This window comes from Bacteroides oleiciplenus YIT 12058 (genome assembly GCF_000315485.1).
Classification (GTDB): domain Bacteria; phylum Bacteroidota; class Bacteroidia; order Bacteroidales; family Bacteroidaceae; genus Bacteroides; species Bacteroides oleiciplenus.
The window spans coordinates 201,219-220,232 of the sequence record NZ_JH992940.1; the positions used below are offsets into that span (position 1 = coordinate 201,219).

A 19,014-nucleotide genomic window follows, 5' to 3' on the forward strand; every position below is an offset into this window, starting at 1 on the left:
ATATACTTTCAAGTGTAATTACTATTTTTTTCTATTGAATAATTCCTCCATGAAATCCAATGAGCGGCTGATATCGAAATATATCTGAGTCCCTTGATAATATGGACTACTCTCAAACTCCATCAGGTCGCAATTATTCACTAATGATTGTTGCTTCAGGTTTTGTACATCAAAGACATTATACAGAATCTGATATTCATCATTAACGCAGATAACTTTGAATGCTGTTTCCTCGCTGGTGCCATCTCCACTGGAAAGTATAGCGGAAGAAAGCTTGACGTACTTGTTTACATATGACTGGACTTCCTCTTCTTTTTGCAGTTCGGATGCAAGATTAACCGCATATATAAGTAATTTTAGTGATACAGGATTGGCTTTCCGATATTCTTTCACCTGTTCATATGCTTCTTCCATTCTTTTTTCTTCCATAAGAGAATCTACATCTTGCCAAATATCCATACTTCCTTTATATTTAGAAGTGAAAGAGTATCCATAGTAGATAAGTGCATAATCATTTAAAGTTAATAGACTATCATTGATTTCGAAACGTTCGGTTAGCTGTGCATATCCGCCCGGTTGCTTTTGTATGTACTCTTTTATGTTAGAGTAATCCACGTCTATGTTTTCTTGTGAGAATAGACATATCGGGAACAGGAAGAGAAGGATTGGTAATAATGCTTTTTTCATGGTATTATGTTTATGGAGTTGATTTTGAAAGACCGTCGCTTTTACAAAGGAAAGGATTTTGTAGGGACATTCCAAACATATGGGCATAAAAAAAGGAGTACCGCTGTACTCCAACCTTTGTTAACCTTAAATCTAATACTATGAAAAACACAGTGCAAAGATACGGACATTCTGCATATCTCCAAATTATTAGACCTATATAAGTGTTTTTATAACACTTATTAAAAGAAGTGCTTTCCTTCTTTACTTTTTTTCAAGGTTTCACCCGTTTATTCTCTCCTTAATCTTCCCCCAGGCATGTGTATCAAACAGGCAACTTTCGCGCATGGTGTGATACATCTCCTTAAAACGGGACATAGGAATAGTAAAACTCAATATGTCCGGTTCAAAATACGGTCGTACGGAAGGATCGAAGAAACCGAGGAAAGTGCGTTTGCCTCCTTTCCGGTTTTCAAGAATGGTAAAAGTAACCACGGAACTGCAACCGGAACCAAAAGGTGTGGCTACCGTATCAAATGCATTCGTATCGAAAAAAGCCCATGTGGTGAGTCCCGATAGAATATCGGGTGTAGCAAGAAACAGTAGTCCTTCTACATTATCGAAAGAAGCAAGTGTATCAAGACGCGCAAAATGCAGATAAGTCTTTTCCGCACGCGGTACCTGGATTTGCCTGATAAAATCCACTACCATTTCGGGCGTTTTCTTGTATTTCTCTTTCAGGGATACGAAGTTCGGAACATGTACGGGCATTTCCGTAAAGCCGGTGTAGAACTTTCCGCCACCGCATCCTATGATTTCAGCATTCAGACTGATGGTTTTACCTTCTCTTGCCTGTTGCATTCCCTTGAAGAAGCAACCATTGATTTTTTCCGTCTCGTTCTCCAACTTGTCCGAGTACCAGAAAGCGATAGGAAGTTCGGCACGTTTACCGAAAGCTTCCCGATAATTGGCGATGAATGTATGTATATCCATGGTAAATGAAATTAGTTAGGTAGTAAAGATAATGATTGATTGCCAATTTATATAGGATTTTGACTATTTTTGCATAGAAATCTATAAATCCGTATTGATTATGAAAACACGTGTCTCCTGTTTCTTTCTTCTCGTTTTTTTCTTTGTGCAGATGGTGAAAGGTGAAGATGCTGATTTGTGGCAACTTCACGCCTCTGATATAAGTGCCCCCTATGTAGGTGCCCCTATGGCGAATGGAGGTATCGGTATTCTTCCCTGGAAAGAACCTTTTTCTGTCCGGCAAGTAATCTTGAATCATGTGTTCGATACAGATGGCCCGCAGGGAGTGAGCCGTGTGTTGAAAGGAATCAATCCTTTTCTGTTGTCAATGGATGTTGACGGGAAGAAGGTGGATTCGGAATGTGTTGCAAACTGGTCTCAATATGTTGATATGAAAGAGGCGACCCATAACAGTAGTTTCCAGATAATTGGGAAAGCAGATATAAATTATAGTATCTGTGCCCTGAGGAATATGCCTTATGCCGGTCTTATCCGTGTGAATGTGAAAGTTTTATCCGATATGTCTCTGAAGGTAGCTGCCCGAATGGATGTTCCCCAGGAATATTCTCAATCCACACAGCGTTTCCGTAAGATGAGAGCTGACGCTACTCAAATGTATATGCTTCAGTCTTATGCAACTTCCACCCATCGTCAGCAGGAAGTTTCCGCTTCTTCCGCTTTTATCTTTGATGAAGATAAAGCTACGGAAGTACTTTATGATGAGATGGATAAAGAAATATTCTTTACGATGAAGTTGCGTAAAGGGGATAGCCTTTCTTTTGCTTTGATTGGTTCCGTATGTTCTACCCGCGATTTCAGCGACCCGTATAATGAGGCCGAACGGCAGGTCATCTACGCTATCCATGAAGGTACAGATGCTCTGATGGTGGCTCACTGTAGGCTATGGAATGAGCTTTGGGAGAGTGATATCTTGATTGAGGGAGATGATGAAGCGCAACGGGTGGTTCGTTTCGCACTTTTCAATCTTTATTCATCTTGCCGTGAAGGTAGTAGATTAAGCATTTCCCCTATGGGGCTTTCTTCTCAGGGATATAACGGGCATATATTCTGGGATTCGGAACTCTGGATGTTTCCGCCGATGCTGATGCTGAATAAAGGAATAGCTAAATCAATGATCGACTATCGCATTGACCGCTTGGTGCCCGCCCGTAAGAAAGCAATGGCTTATGGATATAAAGGAGCCATGTTTCCGTGGGAAAGTGATGATTATGGCGAAGAATCAACTCCCACCTTTGCATTGACCGGACCTTTAGAACATCATGTGACGGCAGATATCAGTATCGCTTGCTGGAATTATTATTGCCTTACTCGTGATGAACAATGGCTTCGTACAAAGGCATTCCCTTTGATGAAAGAGGTTGCCGATTTTTGGGCAAGTCGTGTAGAACGTAATGATGACGGTTCCTATTCCATTCGCAATGTAGTAGGGGCTGATGAATATGCCAATGGTATAGATGATAATGCTTTTACTAATGCTGCCGTTATCCGTGCTTTGGAATATGCCTGTGAAGCCGCTACGATTTGCAACGAACCTGTACCGGAAATCTGGAAAGAAATCAGCCGGAATATTTGTATCCTGCGTTTCAAAGACGGTGTGACCCGCGAACATGCCACTTATGATGGTGAGATGATTAAGCAAGCCGATGTAAACCTGTTGGGTTATCCACTTTACTTTATCACGGATGCCAAGGCACAGAAAAAAGATATGGAATATTATGCCGACAGGATAGATCCTCAGAATGGTCCAGCAATGTCTTATTCTATATTTTGTGTACAATACGCCCGGATGGGTGATGTAAAACGGGCTTATGAGATGTTTTGCCGTTGTTACCAGCCGAATTTGCGTGCGCCTTTCGGGGTATTGGCAGAGACTGCTACCAGCGATAATCCTTATTTCATGACGGGAGCCGGCGGATTACTGCAAGCTGTAATCAATGGCTTTTGTGGATTACAGATAACAGACAGTGGTATTGTACAGTTGCCTTCATCGCTTCCTGAGCACTGGAAAAAAGTGATTGTTAAAGGAATAGGACCGGAGAAAAAAGCCTATGTGAGGGAGAATAGATGACTTATGGGCATAAAAAAAGGAGTACCGCTGTACTCCAACCTTTGTTAACCTTAAATCTAATACTATGAAAAACACAGTGCAAAGATACGGACATTCCAGATATCTGCAAATTATCCAAATAAAAAAGCATGTTTTATAACATTAATTAGAAATTTCAATATGATCTTATATCTTTGTTAACGGATCAACCTTTTGCTTCCTGATACATGAAACGCTTAATCGACTTCTTGGCAGTTTTCTCAAACTCTTCGAAGTGAATTTTTACTTTTGATATTTGGCAGAAGGCGGGTAATTGCTGGTTCAGCTCATTACGGTTCGCTTCCATCACACGTTCCACGTCTGTTTGTTGCAGTCCATTGGCGAAAGCGTCATCAAAATCTGGATAGATAAGAGCCACAAGCTTCTCTTTCTGCAACACTATGAGTGATTCAGAAACGTAAGGCATATTATTCAGCTTGCTTTCAATCTCTTCCGGATAGATATTTTGTCCACTGGAAGTGAGCAACATATTTTTGCTACGGCCACGCACGGTTACATAACCGTCTGCATCCATCGTACCAAGATCTCCTGTATGCAGCCAGCCATTTACATCAATGATTTGTGAGGTTGCTTCCTGGTTTTTATAGTAGCCTAACATCAGATTAGTGCCACGACAAATAATTTCTCCGGCAACTCTCTGCGGGTCGGATGAGTCGATATTCACTTCCATGCGTGTAGTCGCTTTACCGCACGATGCCAGTTTTAGTGTTTCCCAGCGAGAGGAGCAAATGATAGGGCCGCATTCCGTCATGCCGTAGGCAATGGTGTAAGGGAAACCGATTTGTTTGAGGAAACTTTCTACTTCAGCATTGAACGGGGCACCACCAATAATAATTTCGTCAAAGTTGCCCCCGAATATTTCCATCGCTTCTTTGCGGGCAAGCGCTTTGATTTTGTCGTTGATGATAGGAACGTGCAACAGCAATTTACCTATCTTATTATCTACCCGTGGCAAGATATTCTTTTTGATTATCTTTTCTACAATCAAAGGCACGCATGAAATAACGCGCGGTTTGATTTCTGCAAAAGATTGTGCAATAATCTTAGGACTCGGCATGCGTGTCAGGAAATAGAGATGCGCACCGGCAGAAAAACCGTAAAGGAAATCATATGTCATGCCGAAGACATGTCCCATAGGAAGCATGGCCACCATATTGTCGCCGGGTTTCACCGGAAGCATCTCATGACAATAGTTGACATTGGACCAAAGACTTCGGTAGGGCAGCATGACACCTTTGGAGTATCCGGTAGTGCCGGATGTATAGTTGATGATGGCAAGTTCTTCTGGTTCGTCTTTCCGGTAACAGATATGTTCGGGGCGGAAGTTTTTAGGATAGCGCTGGCCGTATAGGGTGTTGCGGTGCTCGAAAGCTTCCATCAGCCTTTTGTCACGACAAACTACAGCGGTAAATTCGGTCATTAGAATAACACCCAGCAGTTGTGGCATGGCTTCTTCATTGAGGTTTTCCCAAACTTGGTCGCCAACGAACAAGAGTTTGGCTTCGGAATGGTTGACGATATTATGTATATTGTCTGCCTTGAACTCGTGCAGGATAGGGACAATGACAGCTCCGTAAGTGATGGTTGCCAGAAAAGTAACCGCCCAATGGGCACTGTTACGGCCGCAGACAGCAATTTTATCTCCCGGTTGAATACCAGCGCTTTCCAGTACAATATGGAATTTTGCTATTTTGCGGGCTACATCTTTGTATTGGAGGGTAGCGCCTTTATAGTCTGTCAAGGCGTTTAAATTCCAGTTTTGAATGATGCTTTGTTCAATGTAATCAATGAAGTGTTGTTCCTGTTCCATCTGTTAATATTGCACACTTTAATTAAAATTGCGCAAATATAGAGCTAAATGTAATGTCGTGCAAGTTTCTATATTTATTCTTTAGTGGGAGACGAAAGAAAAAGAAAAACAAACCAATTGGGGGAAGTGACGAACTACAAGCTACTAGCTGTAAGTTGCTGTGCTACATTTGTAACTCATAGCTAGTAGCTTGTCACTCAATTTAGCACATTGCGCTAAATTTCATTGTTCTTTTTATCCGAAATCAACAATAGCTTATCTCCGAGATGTAGTTTCAACGATCCGTTTGGTATCAGGAATTCCGTGCCTCGTTTCACAATCATTACCAATGCTCCGTTAGGCAATGTTATATCTTTCAGTGTATCACCCTCTTCCAGCATTTCTGTGGTTACGGTCATATCACTCAAATCGGAATCAATCTCTTCGGGCAGTTCCACACCGAAATCATTTCCGGTTTTCTCCAACGGAGTGGAGAGCTTCAACAAGCGGGCGGCCAAAGAAACAGTGGTACCTTGTACTACAAGAGATACAATCGTAATAAAGAACACAATATTGAAAATAACGTCAGCGCCCGGCACCTGCGCTACCACCGGATAAGTGGCAAAAATAATAGGCACTGCACCACGCAAACCTACCCAGGAGACAAACAAGCGGGAGCGGTTTGTTATCCTTTTGCCAAAGGGCAGCAGACAAAGGAAAACACTGAGCGGACGGCCTATGACAATCATAAACACGCCGATGAGAGTTGCTACCAAAGCAATGTCAAGCAATTCGTGAGGATTTACCAACAAACCAAGGCAGAGGAACATGATGATTTGGAACAGCCAGGTTAACCCGTCCATGAAAGTGTATATCTCTTTGCGATGCATGATTTTATTGTTACCAACCATGATACCGGCAATGTAAACTGCGAGATAACCATTTCCTTTCAGAAGATCGGTAATAGCGAAAGTGAAGAATACGAATGAAAGCAAAAGGATAGGATAGAGCGCCTGATTATCAATATTGAGCTTATTCAGCATGAGGATGGCAAGTTTACCAAGAAGATAACCTGCAGCCGCGCCTACGATGAACTGTATGACAAATGAGCCGAAGATACCTGCAACTCCCATTCCGCTGGATTGTATGAACTGTATCAGTACAATGGTAAGCATGTATGCCATGGGATCATTACTTCCACTTTCGAGCTCCAGCATGGGACGAAGATTATGCTTCAGGTTCATTTTTTGCGAACGTAGGATTGCGAAAACTGAGGCGGAGTCGGTAGATGACATAGTGGAAGCAAGCAGCAGTGAAGTAGTGATTGGCAGGTAAATGTTTGACCAACTCATGCCCGCAATCCACCAGATAAATAATCCTGTAAAGACAGCCGTGAGTAGTACTCCGAATGTGGAAAGAACGATACCGGGAACGAGGATTGGTTTTATTTCACTGAATTTGGTATCCATACCGCCGGAAAACAAAATAACGCTAAGAGCAACCATACCAATAAATTGTGCTTCCTTAGCGTTATGAAATTGTAGTCCGAATCCGTCACTGCCGAAAATCATGCCGACAACAAGGAATAGTAGTAAGGCAGGGACCCCAAAACGATAACCGGTCTTACCGACAATGATACTAATGAAAAGTAAAATAGAACCGACTAAAAGAATATTTTCTGCTGTAAAAATCATAAGTTATGTGTTATTTAAGATTGTTTATCCAAGGATTTAGTTCTTCAGAAGCGAAGATTATGTGTTTTTTAAAACAATTTTAAGGGTAGAAATGTTCAGACTTGATTTTACATTTTCAATGTTATGTTTACTTATAGGAGTGAAGAATCATTAGTCCGACCTTTGAAAGAGGTATGTCACTCATATGAAGAAAATAGTATTTCTATTTGCGAATAAGCTTCCGTTATCTCACTCTTTAGCTTTAGTGACTTTTTTAGTTGAACTTCAGTACAAACATGGTTCCCTTTCCCGGATACAAAGAAAGACTTCCGCCGGACAAGCGCATGATTTGCCGGGAAATACTTAGCCCAATGCCGCTGCCGCCTTCTTTCGTGGTGAAGAAGGGAATAAATATATGTTCTGCTATTTCGGGTGGGATGGCGGGACCATTGTTGGATACTTCGATAAGTATAGCTTCACTTTTGTTGCAATAGGCACGCAGGGTGATGATACCTTCGGAAACTCCTGCTGTTTCAATGGCTTGGATGGCATTTTTCAATAAATTGATGAGTACTTGGGATATAAGGTTTTCATCTGCATAAAGAATCAGGTCGTCCGGAGTAATATTGATTTGGAAATTAATGTGTGAGTCGGGATATTGATGTCGTGACAGCTCCACCATGCGGTTGATAAAAGCTTTCACATAGAACAGAGAAGGTTCCGGTTTCGGTATGCGGGTGAAACGGCGGTAATTCTCCACAAAAGAGATAAGCCCTTTGCCCGTGGTGCTAATGGTGTGCAGACCATTGCGAATTTCTTCGGAAGTTTCTTTACCAGAAGAGATATGTTCGCTTTTCATTCTCAATTCTTCACTTCCTTGTATCAGCGTCAACAGGGTGTCGCTCAATGAAGTGATAGGAGTGACGGAATTCATGATTTCATGTGTCAATACCCGGATAAGGCGTATCCAGGAGTCGATTTCTTTCTCGTCGAGTTCGTTATTGATGTCATTCAGGGCAAGGATGCGCAGATGTTCCTGGCGGATGGTTATGTCGGACACGCGGATGGACAGATTCACCGTTCCGCGTTCGTTGGACAGGCGGGTTTGCATTTTGTCTCCGGGGCGACAGTGGGTAAGAAGTTCCATAAGGTGGGCATCGACACGGACAAGCTGGCTGACATGGGTGAAAACCTCCAGACCCAGCAGGCGGAGCGCCTCATTATTCTTTTGATAAACAGCTCCGGCATTGTTCAGTACCAGAACTCCTGTATTGATGCAGTCCAGAATAAGCTCGTAGTATTTTTCTTGTTGTGCCGTTTCACTTTTCACATTATATAATATAGAAGCGACGCGGTTCAATGCCTGATTCACGATGCGATTATCCGAAATATCTTCGTGTTCGGAGAAGTGGATGGAGGCGTCATCGTTTTCGATGGCATCGAGCAGAAATAGTACCTTCTGTGTATGCCGGCGATAAAGGTTCCATTGCCACCGTATGCTCACTAACAGCATGAGAGAAGAGAGAGCAATCCACAGAAAATCTCCATGAATGGAGGACAAGGTTACAATCCCCGCCAGCAAGAGGGAAACGAGGAGCCGGAAAAGGTAACGGTCAGTGATATAGCGGTAGAGATACTTCATAGTCCGAACTTTTTCATTTTATTATAAAGGGTCTGTCGCGTAATGCCCAGTTGTGCAGCTACAGCAGAAAGATTGCCGTTGCAGGTGTCCAGGGCTTTCTGTATCATTTTTCGTTCCATTTCTTCAAGAGTGGCGGCTTCTGCACTGATACTACTTTCAGAACGGGGCGTATCAGTGCGCTTGGGCAGTTGAAATAACTCTGCGGGCAGTTCGCTACCATCACAGATGATAACGGCTTTTTCGATAGCATGTTCCAGTTCACGGATATTTCCATACCAGGGATGGGCTTTCAACCTTGTGTAGGCAGCATCGGACAGGCGTAACAGGACTTTGTCATATTGCTTGCAGAAACGTGCGATGAACCGTTCGGCAAGCGGAAGAATGTCTTCCGGGCGTTTCCGCAGGGGGGGGATTTCAAGATGAATGGTATTGATGCGGTAAAGCAAGTCTTCACGGAATTCATTGGCTTGTACCATTTCATTCAAATTCCGGTTGGTGGCGCAAATCAGGCGGATATTAACGGGAATGGATTGGTTACTGCCCACGCGAATGATGCTGCGGCGTTGCAATACTGTCAGGAGTTTGGCTTGCAGATGATAAGGCAAATTACCGATTTCATCAAGGAACAGCGTGCTGTGGTCGGCGGTTTCGAATTTACCGGGACGGTCGGCATAAGCATCGGTGAAAGAACCTTTCATGTGGCCGAAGAGTTCACTCTCGAAAAGGCTTTCGGTGATGGCGCCCATATCTACGGCAATCATTTCTTTGCTACGACGGGAGGAAAGAGTGTGGATTTCACGTGCCAGCATCTCTTTACCCGTGCCGTTCTCTCCGGTGATAAGGATATTCGCATCGGTGACGGATACCTTTTCTACCAGCGAACGAAGTTGCTGCATGACGGGGCTTTCACCCCAATACATGGAGGATGACGTGAGTGGAGTGCTTTGTTTGTTTTTCCTGTTATTGGTGGTTTGGGCAGCGTTCAGTAAGGTTTCCACTAACTTCTGGTTATCCCATGGCTTCACGATAAAATCTGTGGCACCTTCTTTGATGCCACGTACGGCGAGGTCGATGTCACCGTATGCGGTGAAGAGAACCACAGGCAGAGATGGATGGAGCCGTTTGATTTCCTGCAACCAGAATAAGCCTTCGTTTCCGCTGTTGATTCCGGATGTGAAGTTCATATCAAGCAATACCACTGACGGGGTTTCTTCACGCAGTGCGGAAGTGAGTGTAACGGGAGAGGTGAGCGTGATAATTTTCTCGAAATGAGGCTTCAATAATAGTTGCACGGCGGTGAGCACGCCGCGATTATCATCTACAATGAGGATATTTCCGGTTTTTTTCATACGGTAGTTTCTGTTTTAGAAGCAAAGATAATGTAAATCGAATACATAGCTTTCATGCTTACCTGAAAAGTTATGTTGAGATGCAGCTTATCTTCTTCAAGGATAATGCAAAATACTGATTAAGTCCTTCATCATAATTAGTTTTATACTACAAATGATAATTTATTAGTGATTAGCGTTTGGTGATAAGTGATTAGTGGGCTGCGCTATTATTCCGCATGGCGCTTATCACTTATCACTAAACACTAATCACTAAACGAAGCTCCGCTTCGCTAAATTATCATTTAAACCTCGGAACAAATTGAAAGATATTTGTCGTATTTCCTACATATTGGCGTAATATGTATAATCGACCTTTGTCTGCAACTAAAATTGAAGATTATTGTTTCTTATTAAATTAAAAGAAGATACAGATGAAAGTTCTATTTATTGTTCAAGGAGAAGGTCGTGGTCATTTGACACAGGCTATCACGCTGGAAGAAATTCTGCGGCGTAATGGGCACGAGGTAGTGGAGGTGTTGGTGGGCAAAAGTAATACCCGCCGCCTGCCGGGCTTCTTTAACCGTAGCATACAAGCACCCGTGAAGCGTTTCCTCAGTCCGAACTTTCTGCCTACACCTGCGAATAAACGGGTAAACATAACCCGCAGTGTGGCATACAACCTACTGCAAATTCCCGCTTACCTGCATAGTATATGCTATATTCACCGGCGTATCCATGAAACTGAAGCCGATTTGGTCGTCAACTTCTATGAGTTGCTGACGGGGCTGACTTATCTCTTCTTCCGCCCCTCAGTGCCACAAGTCAGTATCGGTCATCAATATCTTTTTCTTCACCGTGATTTTGAATTTCCCCGAAAGAACCCTGCCAGTCTATTGATGCTTCGTTTCTTCACACGACTCACGTGTATTGGAGCTAAAGAGAAACTGGCGCTTTCATTCCGTCCTATGAACGAGGATGAAGAAGCTCACATCCGCGTGGTACCGCCCTTGTTGCGGCGTGATGTGCTTTGTTGCGAAGCCACTGACGGAGATTATGTACATGGCTATATGGTGAATGCCGGATTCGGTGAAAGCATCTCCCAATGGCACGAACAGCATCCCGAAGTGTCATTACACTTTTTCTGGGATAAGCCGGACGAACCGGAAGTGTGCCAGATGGATGAGACATTATCATTCCACCAGTTGGACGATGAAAAATTCCTTCGCTATATGTCGGGTTGCCGGGCGTATGCCACAACAGCAGGCTTTGAGTCAGTGTGTGAGGCTATGTATCTGGGAAAACCCTTGTTGATGGTGCCTGCGCATATCGAACAGGATTGTAATGCATACGATGCGGCACGTGGCGGAGCAGGCATCATATCCGATGGTTTTGAGGTGGATCGTCTGCTGGATTTTGCCAAGAATGAATATCAACCTGAAGACGATTTTCGCAGTTGGGTGCGTAGTTGTGAGTGGCGAATGCTGAACAGATTGGAAACTTTGGAAGGAACAAGATTTATGAATGACTACAATTTCTTTCCAAACCATTCCTTAAAATCGGCAACTCTTGCTTTGCTTACTAATATCTTTTCTTTGGTAATCGGATGGCGCAGATTGATAGACAGACGGTTGTTGAACCATAAATCTATATCCCGGATTGCTTCCCGCGAAAGCAGAAACTGGCGGTTGGCACGGAAAAACAGTGATGGATTGAGGTTTTCAGATAATTCGTCCAGTGTTTGTGGAAAGAAATGTTCCGTTCCATCGGTAAGCACAGCTTTTACCTGACAGTCTTTGATATAGAACAACTGTATCATTTCGATGGGGATAGGCAGTAGCTTGTCTCCTTTGACCGGGATTAGAAAATGTGTTTTGTAATTTTCCTGACGTTTGAGGCTACGCATCAGTTGTAACAGGGCGTCATGTGATGTCATGGAAGTCGAAATCTGTTCCGGATGTTCCGTACCGGAATGGTGTAGGCTTTTCATTTTTTCTAATGCCCTTTCTATGTCGTTGCGCCCAATAGGTTTCAACAGATAATCAATGCTGTTCACCTTGAAAGCCCGCAAAGCATATTCATCATAGGCAGTGGTAAAGATGATGGGGCAACTGATGCGGATGTGTTCGAATATCTCGAAAGCCGAACCGTCTGCCAGGTGAATATCCATAAAAATAAGTTCGGGCATAGGTTGACTGTCGAACCATTCTATTGTGCCGCTGATGCTGTCTATCACCGTTATAATTTCCGCTTCGGGACAAACTTCTTCAAGTAGGGAAGTCAGGTTGCGGACAGCCGCTTTTTCATCTTCAATAATAATAGTCTTCATGTTTCTATCTTTTAAGGACGTTCATTAGTCAATGGGATACGGACTGTAAATTTTTTATTATCAGATATAGATATTTCCTGTCTGAAAAGTAGCTGATAGCGTTTAGCCAGATTGGCCAACCCGATACCGGTGCCGGAACTTGCTGTCATTTTAGGTTGTATGGGATTGGAAATTATTATTTCATCCTTATTTCCACAGGAAATAAGGATGGTAAGAGGATGGCGGCTACTTATTTCATTATGCTTCACGGCATTCTCTATAAGCACCTGAATAGCCATTGGCGGAAGATAGTAGTTTTCATAACTATGGTCTATGTCAATGTCGAACATTAAATTGTCTTCATAACGCATTTTTAGCAGGAATATATAGGCGGATACAAAGTCCATTTCTTCCCGTAAAGTGACACACTGCGATTCATTGCCTTGCAGGGTATAGCGCAACACGCGGGATAGCTCCTGTATATATTCCTGGGCCCGTTCCTGGTCTTCGCGAACCAGTGAACGCAGGGTGTTGAGGGAGTTGAACAACATGTGTGGATTAAGCTGGTTCTTCAATGCTTCGTACTGGTTGCGGATACTTTCGGCATGGAGCTGCTCATTTTCTACGATGACTTGCTGCTGGCGGCGGACCAAATAAATGATATAGCAACAGGTCGTGACAAGGCAGGCCACAATGAAATCACGCAAAGGATGTAGGTAGTGGTGCACCATGGCATCAATGGCCGGTATGTCAAACGTTTTATGCAGAAAGACGAAGCCTTTTCCAAGAAGGCTGCTCAATATCCATGTCAGTATGAAAGACGATACGATTTTCTGCCAGGATATCCGGATGGAAGTTCGGTTGAAATGGAACAGCCAGGTGTTAACCATGAATAAAAGCAGGAGGGAGAGAAAGGTGAAAACAATTTCGTTGGCAACATCAGCAAACCGCATTCCAGGAAACAGCGTATGACTCTCGAACCGGTCGAAGAGGGATACGGATTCCGGGAAATGTATGAGTACGGCTACCGCTAACGAAATGATAACGGTAGACAATACATACTTGTCGATAATCTGTTTACTTTTCCAAACCATGCTGCAAAGTTAATTAAATAATGTATCATGCTGATTCTTTAGGACTATTTCTGTATTCTTGCCGTCACATACATGCCGGGTCGGAATTGTTGGTTTGCGTCCTTAATACGGGCATAAACTTCGAGCGAACGGTTCACTGGGTCTACTTGCTGGCCAATGGATACAATGACAGCATGGAAGACAGTCTTACCCATACCGTTGACGCGGAATTGCACTTCATTGCCTGCTGCCATGTCTGCTACGTCTTTCTCGTAAGTAGTCAGGCAAAGCATGGGGGAAGTTTTGTCAATGATGTCGCAGAGTGCATCACCGGGCTGGATATATTTGCCGATGTTCATGTTGACGCTTCCTACATAGCCACTGATGGGAGCTTTTACCTGTAACAGGGGTTGTATGCCGTCTTTTAGCAGGTTGGCTGGCGATACGCCCAGTAATGACAGTTGTGCGGCTGCGGCTTCAAGTCGGCTTTGCATGGAAAGATAGTCAGCTTTGCTTTGCTGGAACTTCTTTTGCGAAGCCGCTTGCTCGGATGAAAGTGCTTTCTGGCGTTCATATTCGGTTTTCAGGTATTCTGTCTGAGCATGACTGTCCAGATAACTCTGTTGCAGGTTTATGAAATCCGGATTATCCAGTGTGGCAAGCAGTGTACCTTTCTGTACATATTGTCCTGGCAGCAGGGAGGTGTTGCGGACGATGCCGCCCATTGTGATAGCCACAGTTGCCTGCCGTTGGGGAGGGAGTACTATCGTTCCGTTGAAAGAGACTTGGTTTGGTTTTGAAGTTGCCGAGGTGATGCCATCCACTTGTACGCTGTCGCTGGGAGTAGATTCGGAAACTGCAGTGGTGATGACGGTTGCTTCCGCTGTTGCGGAGTCTTGGTTACTATTGCAGGCTACAAAGACCAACAGAGTGAGGGGTAAGAGTATTCTTTTCATGTTATATTCCTTTCATTATTTATATAATTCGTATTCTAAAGCGGCTACATTGTATTGATAGATAGTTTCGATATATCCCCGACGTATATCCCGTGCAGTGTTGACAGACTGGATAAACTCGGTGATGCCCGTTTCGCTGTGCTGCAACTGTAGGGTAGCGCTTTTGGTCAGTTCGCTGGCTTCTTTCAGGGCTGAAGTGGTATAGAAGCGCAGACTTTCTCCGTATCGGCGCAGCGATGCTGACAATTCTACTATTTTATTGTTCAGTTCGCGTATATTTGCCTCCGCCTGTATGCGGGCGGTGGAAGCGGAGATGCGGGCTTGCTTGACTTTGCCGCTTTGTGGCAGAAAGTAGATAGGGAAAGATATACCTACCATCCAGGCATTCAGGTTCTTTATGGGCAGAATGTCCTGTCGAGTATAGCCTATGCTTAGTTCGGGAAAGAAGCGGCTGCGTTCTACATTCAGTGCCGCTTTGGCTTCGGCTGCCTGACTATTGAAATACTTGATATGTGCTTCAGAAGGTATTTCTTGTATTATATCGGTTGGAAATAAGTTCTGGGTTGTATCTGCCGGGATGATAGCAACATCGCTATAGCAGGTCCATTGGAATCGTGAGAGGGCTAACTTTTGCTCTTCTTGCGCCTGATACAGTTTGTTATGAAGATCGGATGCAAGTGTACTCATCATGTTTTTTTCGAGTAAGGTGATTTCTCCTTGCTGGTAACGCAAAGCAGTGATACGTTCCAATTCTGTAGCCAAATCTTCTTGGTCGCGGTAGAGATTACATATCTGATAGGTGTATTGATAGTATGCCCATGCACGTTTTACCTCGGCTGTGATTTCTTTCTCTACCATTTGCCGGTAATATGTTCCGGTTTGTACGCGGCGGTTGATGAGGGCATTCTTGTAAAAAGGAGTAAGTAGGGAGCCGAGGTTTTGTTCTACGACTATTTCCTTATCTTTCTTATCTTCGCCGTTCAGTTGCCCCCATGAATAACTGAAAGTAGTTGGCGGAGCTTCTACTATTTCACTTCTCGAAGCTTGTGCCTGCCGGATAGCAGCGGTGGCTGTTTTCAGGCGCGGGTGGTTTTGCTGTGCAATGGCGATTGCTTCGTCCAGACTGACTTGTTGTGCCTGTATTCCGGTAGTGGTCAGCAGAAATATACCGGTCAGCAGAAATAAATGGAGAAAACCTTTCTTAGGGCGTTTCCAAACTACGGTACTGATATTTATAATTTTATAAAATACTGGTAAGATGATTAATGTCAGAATCGTTGAGAGTATTAATCCGCCAATAACAACTGTTGCCAGTGGGCGTTGTACTTCGGCACCTGCTGATGTGGCAATAGCCATCGGAACAAATCCCATGGATGCAACCAGTCCTGTAAGGAATACCGGACGCAGCAAATGTGGTGTTCCAAGACGAATAATGCGATTGGTAGTCATAGCATATTTCTTTTTCTTTTTTAAGTCATTGAAATGGTTTATCATCAGGATACCATTGAGTACTGCCACACCGAACAGAGCGATGAAACCTACACCTGCCGAGATGCTGAATGGTAATCCGCGCAGCCACAGGGCCAGGATGCCACCTATAAGCGAAAGAGGAACAGTGGTGAATACCATCAATGTGTAGGTGATATTCTTGAAGGCGAAAAACAGAATGAGTAGTATCAGCATCAGTGCTATAGGTATGACAATCATAAGGGTATTAATTGCATTTTGCAGATTCTCGAACTGTCCGCCGTATTCAAAGTAATAGCCCGGTTTTAGTTGGATGTTCTTATCCAGTGTTTTCTGGATATTGGCTACTACTTGCTGGATGTCGGCGTCGCGTACATTGACACCAATGACGATTCGCCGTTTGGTGGCATCACGATTGATTTGCAGAGGACCTTCTACCAAGTCAATAGTGGCAAATTCGCTGACTGGTATTTGTATTCCTTCGGAAGTGCGGACAAATAGTTTGTCGAGATTGAGGTCGGCCACCTTCTCTTGATCCAGTCGGACTACGAGGTCGAAGCGCCGTTCGTTTTCAAAGATTACGCCGCTGACTTCGCCGGCATAGGCGGTGCGGATGATGGTATTCAGTTCGCCGATATTGGCACCGTAACGGGCTATCTTACCACGATTGTATTTCACTACCAACTGGGGAAGTCCCATAGTTTGCTCTACAATGACGTCGGATGCTCCGGGTACTTGTTCCACATATCGAGCGGCTTCTTTGGCACGGGCGTACAATTCATGGGTATCTTCTCCGTAAAGTTTAACGGCTATGTCTGCTTTAGCGCCCGTCATAAGTTCGTTAAAACGGAGTTGGATAGGCTGGGAGAAGTTGAATTCGGCACGATTACTCAGTGGTTCGAGAGCTACTTTCATCTTGTCTACCATTTCGGCACGGCTGGTGGCGGAGGTCCATTCCTTGAAAGGCTTCATCACGATCATTACATCAGCATCTTCTACCGCCATCGGGTCGGTGGGTACTTCTGCAGTACCAATTTTCGCTACAACATGCTTGATTTCGGGAAATTGGTCCATCAACGCTTTCTGTGCCAGTTTGGATACTTCAATACTCTCGGATAGGGATGAACCGGCAGGCAGTGTCATTTGCATAGCGAAATCACCTTCATCCAGTGTCGGAATAAATTCGGCACCCAAGCGGGTGAAAAGAAAGATAGAAACTATGAGAGCTGCAAATGCACTACCAACCGTTTGCCAACGAAAACGGAGACAGAAGCTCAATACACGCTGATAGAGTGCATTGAGGCGGCTGAAAAAGTGATCGGCTAATGTAGGTTTCACTACAATGGTATGTTTCAGGAAAAGGGAAGCCATCATGGGCACATACGTCAGTGACAAAATCAAGGCTCCGATGATACAGAAGACCAGTGTTTTTGCCATAGGTGTAAAGTATTTGCCCTCAATGCCTGTCAGGGTTAGTATCGGAAAAAATACGATAAGGATGATAAAAACGGCAAAAGTGGCAGAACGTACTACATTTGAGGCTCCGGCTTCTACTTCTTCGTCCATATCTTGGCGGGTCAGGGTAATGTTTCCTTGACCGTTTGCAGTATTATTCCGTAGTTTTCCGCTGTAAAGGTGTGCAAGGATACCTTCCAATATCACGATGGAACCATCCACCACAATACCAAAGTCGATGGCACCGAGGCTCATCAGATTGGCTGTAACTCCGAAGATACGCATCATGATAAATCCGAATAGCATGGCGAGGGGAATGACTGAAGCTACGATAAGCCCGGCGCGTACATTGCCTAAGAAGATGATGAGGATGATAAAGACGATAATGGCTCCTTCTATCAGGTTACGGACTACGGTAGAGATGTTACGGTTCACTAATTCAGAACGGTTCAGATAGGGCTCTATGCTGACACCCTCGGGTAGTAACTTTTGTATTTTCTCTACTCGGCGTTCCAGTTCTTGAGTGACGACATTGGCGTTGGCACCTTTCAGCATCATGGCAATGCCGCCTACACACTCGCCTGTACCATCCATTGTCATGGCACCAAAACGTTTTGGTGAACCAAAACGAACCTGACCGACATCGGATATATATACAGGGATGCCACCCCGGTTGGCTACCACAATTTGCTCAATGTCTTTTGTACGGGTAATCATGCCTTCCGAACGGATATAGTAGGCATTTCTCACTTTTTCAATATAACTGCCACCGGTGTTTTGATTATTTTTACTTAATGCTTCAAATACTTCGCCGATAGTTATGTTGAGTGAAAACAGAGCATCAGGGTCGACGGCCACTTCATATTGTTTTAGATAACCACCAAAACTGTTGATTTCTACAATACCGGGAATGCCCGAAAGCTGGCGTTTCACCATCCAATCCTGAATGGTGCGCAGTTCCATGGCATCATACCGGTCTCTGTGGGCGGAATCCACCTTTAATATATACTGGTAAATTTCGCCGAGTCCGGTGGTGATAGGCATCATTTCGGGAGTGCCGAGTTCGGGAGGAATTTCACCGGAGACGGCACTGATTTGTTCATTAATCAGTTGACGGGCATCCAGCGTCGGGACACTCTCTTTAAAGACTACTGTGACGACGGAGAGCCCAAACCGTGATACGGAACGGATTTCTTCTACATTCATGATATTGCTCATAGCTATTTCAATGGGCATAGTTATGAGCTGTTCTACTTCCTGGGGAGCTAGAGTCGGTGAAACTGTGACGATTTGCACCTGATTGTTTGTGATATCCGGTACGGCATCTATGGGCAGCGTCATCATGGCATAAATGCCACCGATAAGTAAAAACAATGTGGTGAGTCCTACAAATAGCTTCTTGCGGATGGAAAATCTTACAATGGCTTTAAACATGTCGTTTGTTGTTACGGGTTAATGTTTTGCGTTCACTGTGGAATATATTGTTTCCACAAAGGC

10 protein-coding genes and 2 pseudogenes are annotated in these 19,014 nt (G+C 44.0%); 2 read left to right on the forward strand and 10 right to left on the reverse strand.

Going from position 1 to position 19,014, the window contains the following annotated elements; translation table 11 throughout:
* Window positions 1-21: 21 nt before the first annotated feature.
* A complete protein-coding gene (locus HMPREF9447_RS00790) occupies window positions 22-687 on the reverse strand; it encodes a DUF4919 domain-containing protein (RefSeq protein ID WP_044137276.1) in 666 nt (221 codons plus the stop codon).
* Between the two features lie 270 nt (window positions 688-957).
* A pseudogene (locus HMPREF9447_RS00795) lies at window positions 958-1,659 on the reverse strand (DUF169 domain-containing protein); the annotation flags it as partial.
* Between the two features lie 100 nt (window positions 1,660-1,759).
* On the opposite strand from HMPREF9447_RS00795, the gene HMPREF9447_RS00800 reads away from it, so the two are divergent.
* Complete coding sequence (locus HMPREF9447_RS00800) at window positions 1,760-3,787, forward strand: glycosyl hydrolase family 95 catalytic domain-containing protein (RefSeq protein WP_009127302.1); 2,028 nt, start codon at window positions 1,760-1,762, stop codon at window positions 3,785-3,787.
* Between the two features lie 184 nt (window positions 3,788-3,971).
* Here HMPREF9447_RS00800 and HMPREF9447_RS00805 read toward each other — a convergent pair whose 3' ends face one another.
* From HMPREF9447_RS00805 to HMPREF9447_RS00820, 4 genes are all read right to left on the reverse strand, one after another.
* Window positions 3,972-5,636, reverse strand: coding sequence for a long-chain fatty acid--CoA ligase (locus HMPREF9447_RS00805; RefSeq protein WP_009127303.1), 1,665 nt, complete (start codon window positions 5,634-5,636; stop codon window positions 3,972-3,974).
* Between the two features lie 215 nt (window positions 5,637-5,851).
* The gene (locus tag HMPREF9447_RS00810; RefSeq protein ID WP_009127304.1) at window positions 5,852-7,309 is read right to left on the reverse strand and encodes a potassium/proton antiporter; all 1,458 of its coding nucleotides are present in this window, start codon (window positions 7,307-7,309) and stop codon (window positions 5,852-5,854) included.
* A 253-nt stretch (window positions 7,310-7,562) separates the two neighbouring features.
* Window positions 7,563-8,930, reverse strand: a complete 1,368-nt coding sequence (locus HMPREF9447_RS00815) for a sensor histidine kinase (RefSeq protein ID WP_009127305.1) — start codon at window positions 8,928-8,930, stop codon at window positions 7,563-7,565.
* On the reverse strand, window positions 8,927-10,279 hold the full coding sequence (locus tag HMPREF9447_RS00820) for a sigma-54-dependent transcriptional regulator (protein ID WP_009127306.1): 1,353 nt from the start codon (window positions 10,277-10,279) through the stop codon (window positions 8,927-8,929). The genes HMPREF9447_RS00815 and HMPREF9447_RS00820 overlap by 4 nt, the downstream gene beginning before the upstream one ends.
* 413 nt (window positions 10,280-10,692) lie before the next feature.
* On the opposite strand from HMPREF9447_RS00820, the pseudogene HMPREF9447_RS00825 reads away from it, so the two are divergent.
* Window positions 10,693-11,760, forward strand: a pseudogene (locus tag HMPREF9447_RS00825) (glycosyltransferase family protein); the annotation flags it as partial.
* A gap of 26 nt (window positions 11,761-11,786) precedes the next feature.
* On the opposite strand, the gene HMPREF9447_RS27565 reads toward HMPREF9447_RS00825, so the two are convergent.
* From HMPREF9447_RS27565 to HMPREF9447_RS00840, 4 genes are read right to left on the reverse strand one after another with little or no spacing between them, the layout of a single operon-like run.
* Window positions 11,787-12,587 carry a LytR/AlgR family response regulator transcription factor gene (locus HMPREF9447_RS27565; protein ID WP_081589736.1) on the reverse strand — a complete coding sequence of 267 codons (801 nt, stop codon included), beginning with the start codon at window positions 12,585-12,587 and terminating at the stop codon, window positions 11,787-11,789.
* An 11-nt stretch (window positions 12,588-12,598) separates the two neighbouring features.
* The gene (locus HMPREF9447_RS00830) at window positions 12,599-13,660 is read right to left on the reverse strand and encodes a sensor histidine kinase (protein WP_009127308.1); all 1,062 of its coding nucleotides are present in this window, start codon (window positions 13,658-13,660) and stop codon (window positions 12,599-12,601) included.
* A 44-nt stretch (window positions 13,661-13,704) separates the two neighbouring features.
* Window positions 13,705-14,595 (reverse strand): efflux RND transporter periplasmic adaptor subunit, encoded by an 891-nt coding sequence (locus HMPREF9447_RS00835; protein ID WP_009127309.1) that lies wholly within the window; start codon window positions 14,593-14,595, stop codon window positions 13,705-13,707.
* Window positions 14,596-14,610: 15 nt separating this feature from the next.
* Entirely contained in the window at window positions 14,611-18,951 is a 4,341-nt protein-coding gene (locus HMPREF9447_RS00840) for a CusA/CzcA family heavy metal efflux RND transporter (protein WP_009127310.1), read from the reverse strand.
* Window positions 18,952-19,014 lie beyond the last annotated feature (63 nt).

Excerpts from the sequence above, each read along its gene's own strand:
- HMPREF9447_RS00790 (WP_044137276.1), bottom strand. The coding sequence starts at position 687 with ATGAAAAAAGCATTATTACCAATCCTTCTCTTCCTGTTCCCGATATGT.
- HMPREF9447_RS00800 (WP_009127302.1), top strand. The coding sequence starts at position 1,760 with ATGAAAACACGTGTCTCCTGTTTCTTTCTTCTCGTTTTTTTCTTTGTG.
- HMPREF9447_RS00805 (WP_009127303.1), bottom strand. The coding sequence starts at position 5,636 with ATGGAACAGGAACAACACTTCATTGATTACATTGAACAAAGCATCATT.
- HMPREF9447_RS00840 (WP_009127310.1), bottom strand. The coding sequence starts at position 18,951 with ATGTTTAAAGCCATTGTAAGATTTTCCATCCGCAAGAAGCTATTTGTA.
- HMPREF9447_RS27565 (WP_081589736.1), bottom strand. The coding sequence starts at position 12,587 with ATGAAGACTATTATTATTGAAGATGAAAAAGCGGCTGTCCGCAACCTG.
- HMPREF9447_RS00815 (WP_009127305.1), bottom strand. The coding sequence starts at position 8,930 with ATGAAGTATCTCTACCGCTATATCACTGACCGTTACCTTTTCCGGCTC.
- HMPREF9447_RS00830 (WP_009127308.1), bottom strand. The coding sequence starts at position 13,660 with ATGGTTTGGAAAAGTAAACAGATTATCGACAAGTATGTATTGTCTACC.
- HMPREF9447_RS00810 (WP_009127304.1), bottom strand. The coding sequence starts at position 7,309 with ATGATTTTTACAGCAGAAAATATTCTTTTAGTCGGTTCTATTTTACTT.
- HMPREF9447_RS00835 (WP_009127309.1), bottom strand. The coding sequence starts at position 14,595 with ATGAAAAGAATACTCTTACCCCTCACTCTGTTGGTCTTTGTAGCCTGC.
- HMPREF9447_RS00820 (WP_009127306.1), bottom strand. The coding sequence starts at position 10,279 with ATGAAAAAAACCGGAAATATCCTCATTGTAGATGATAATCGCGGCGTG.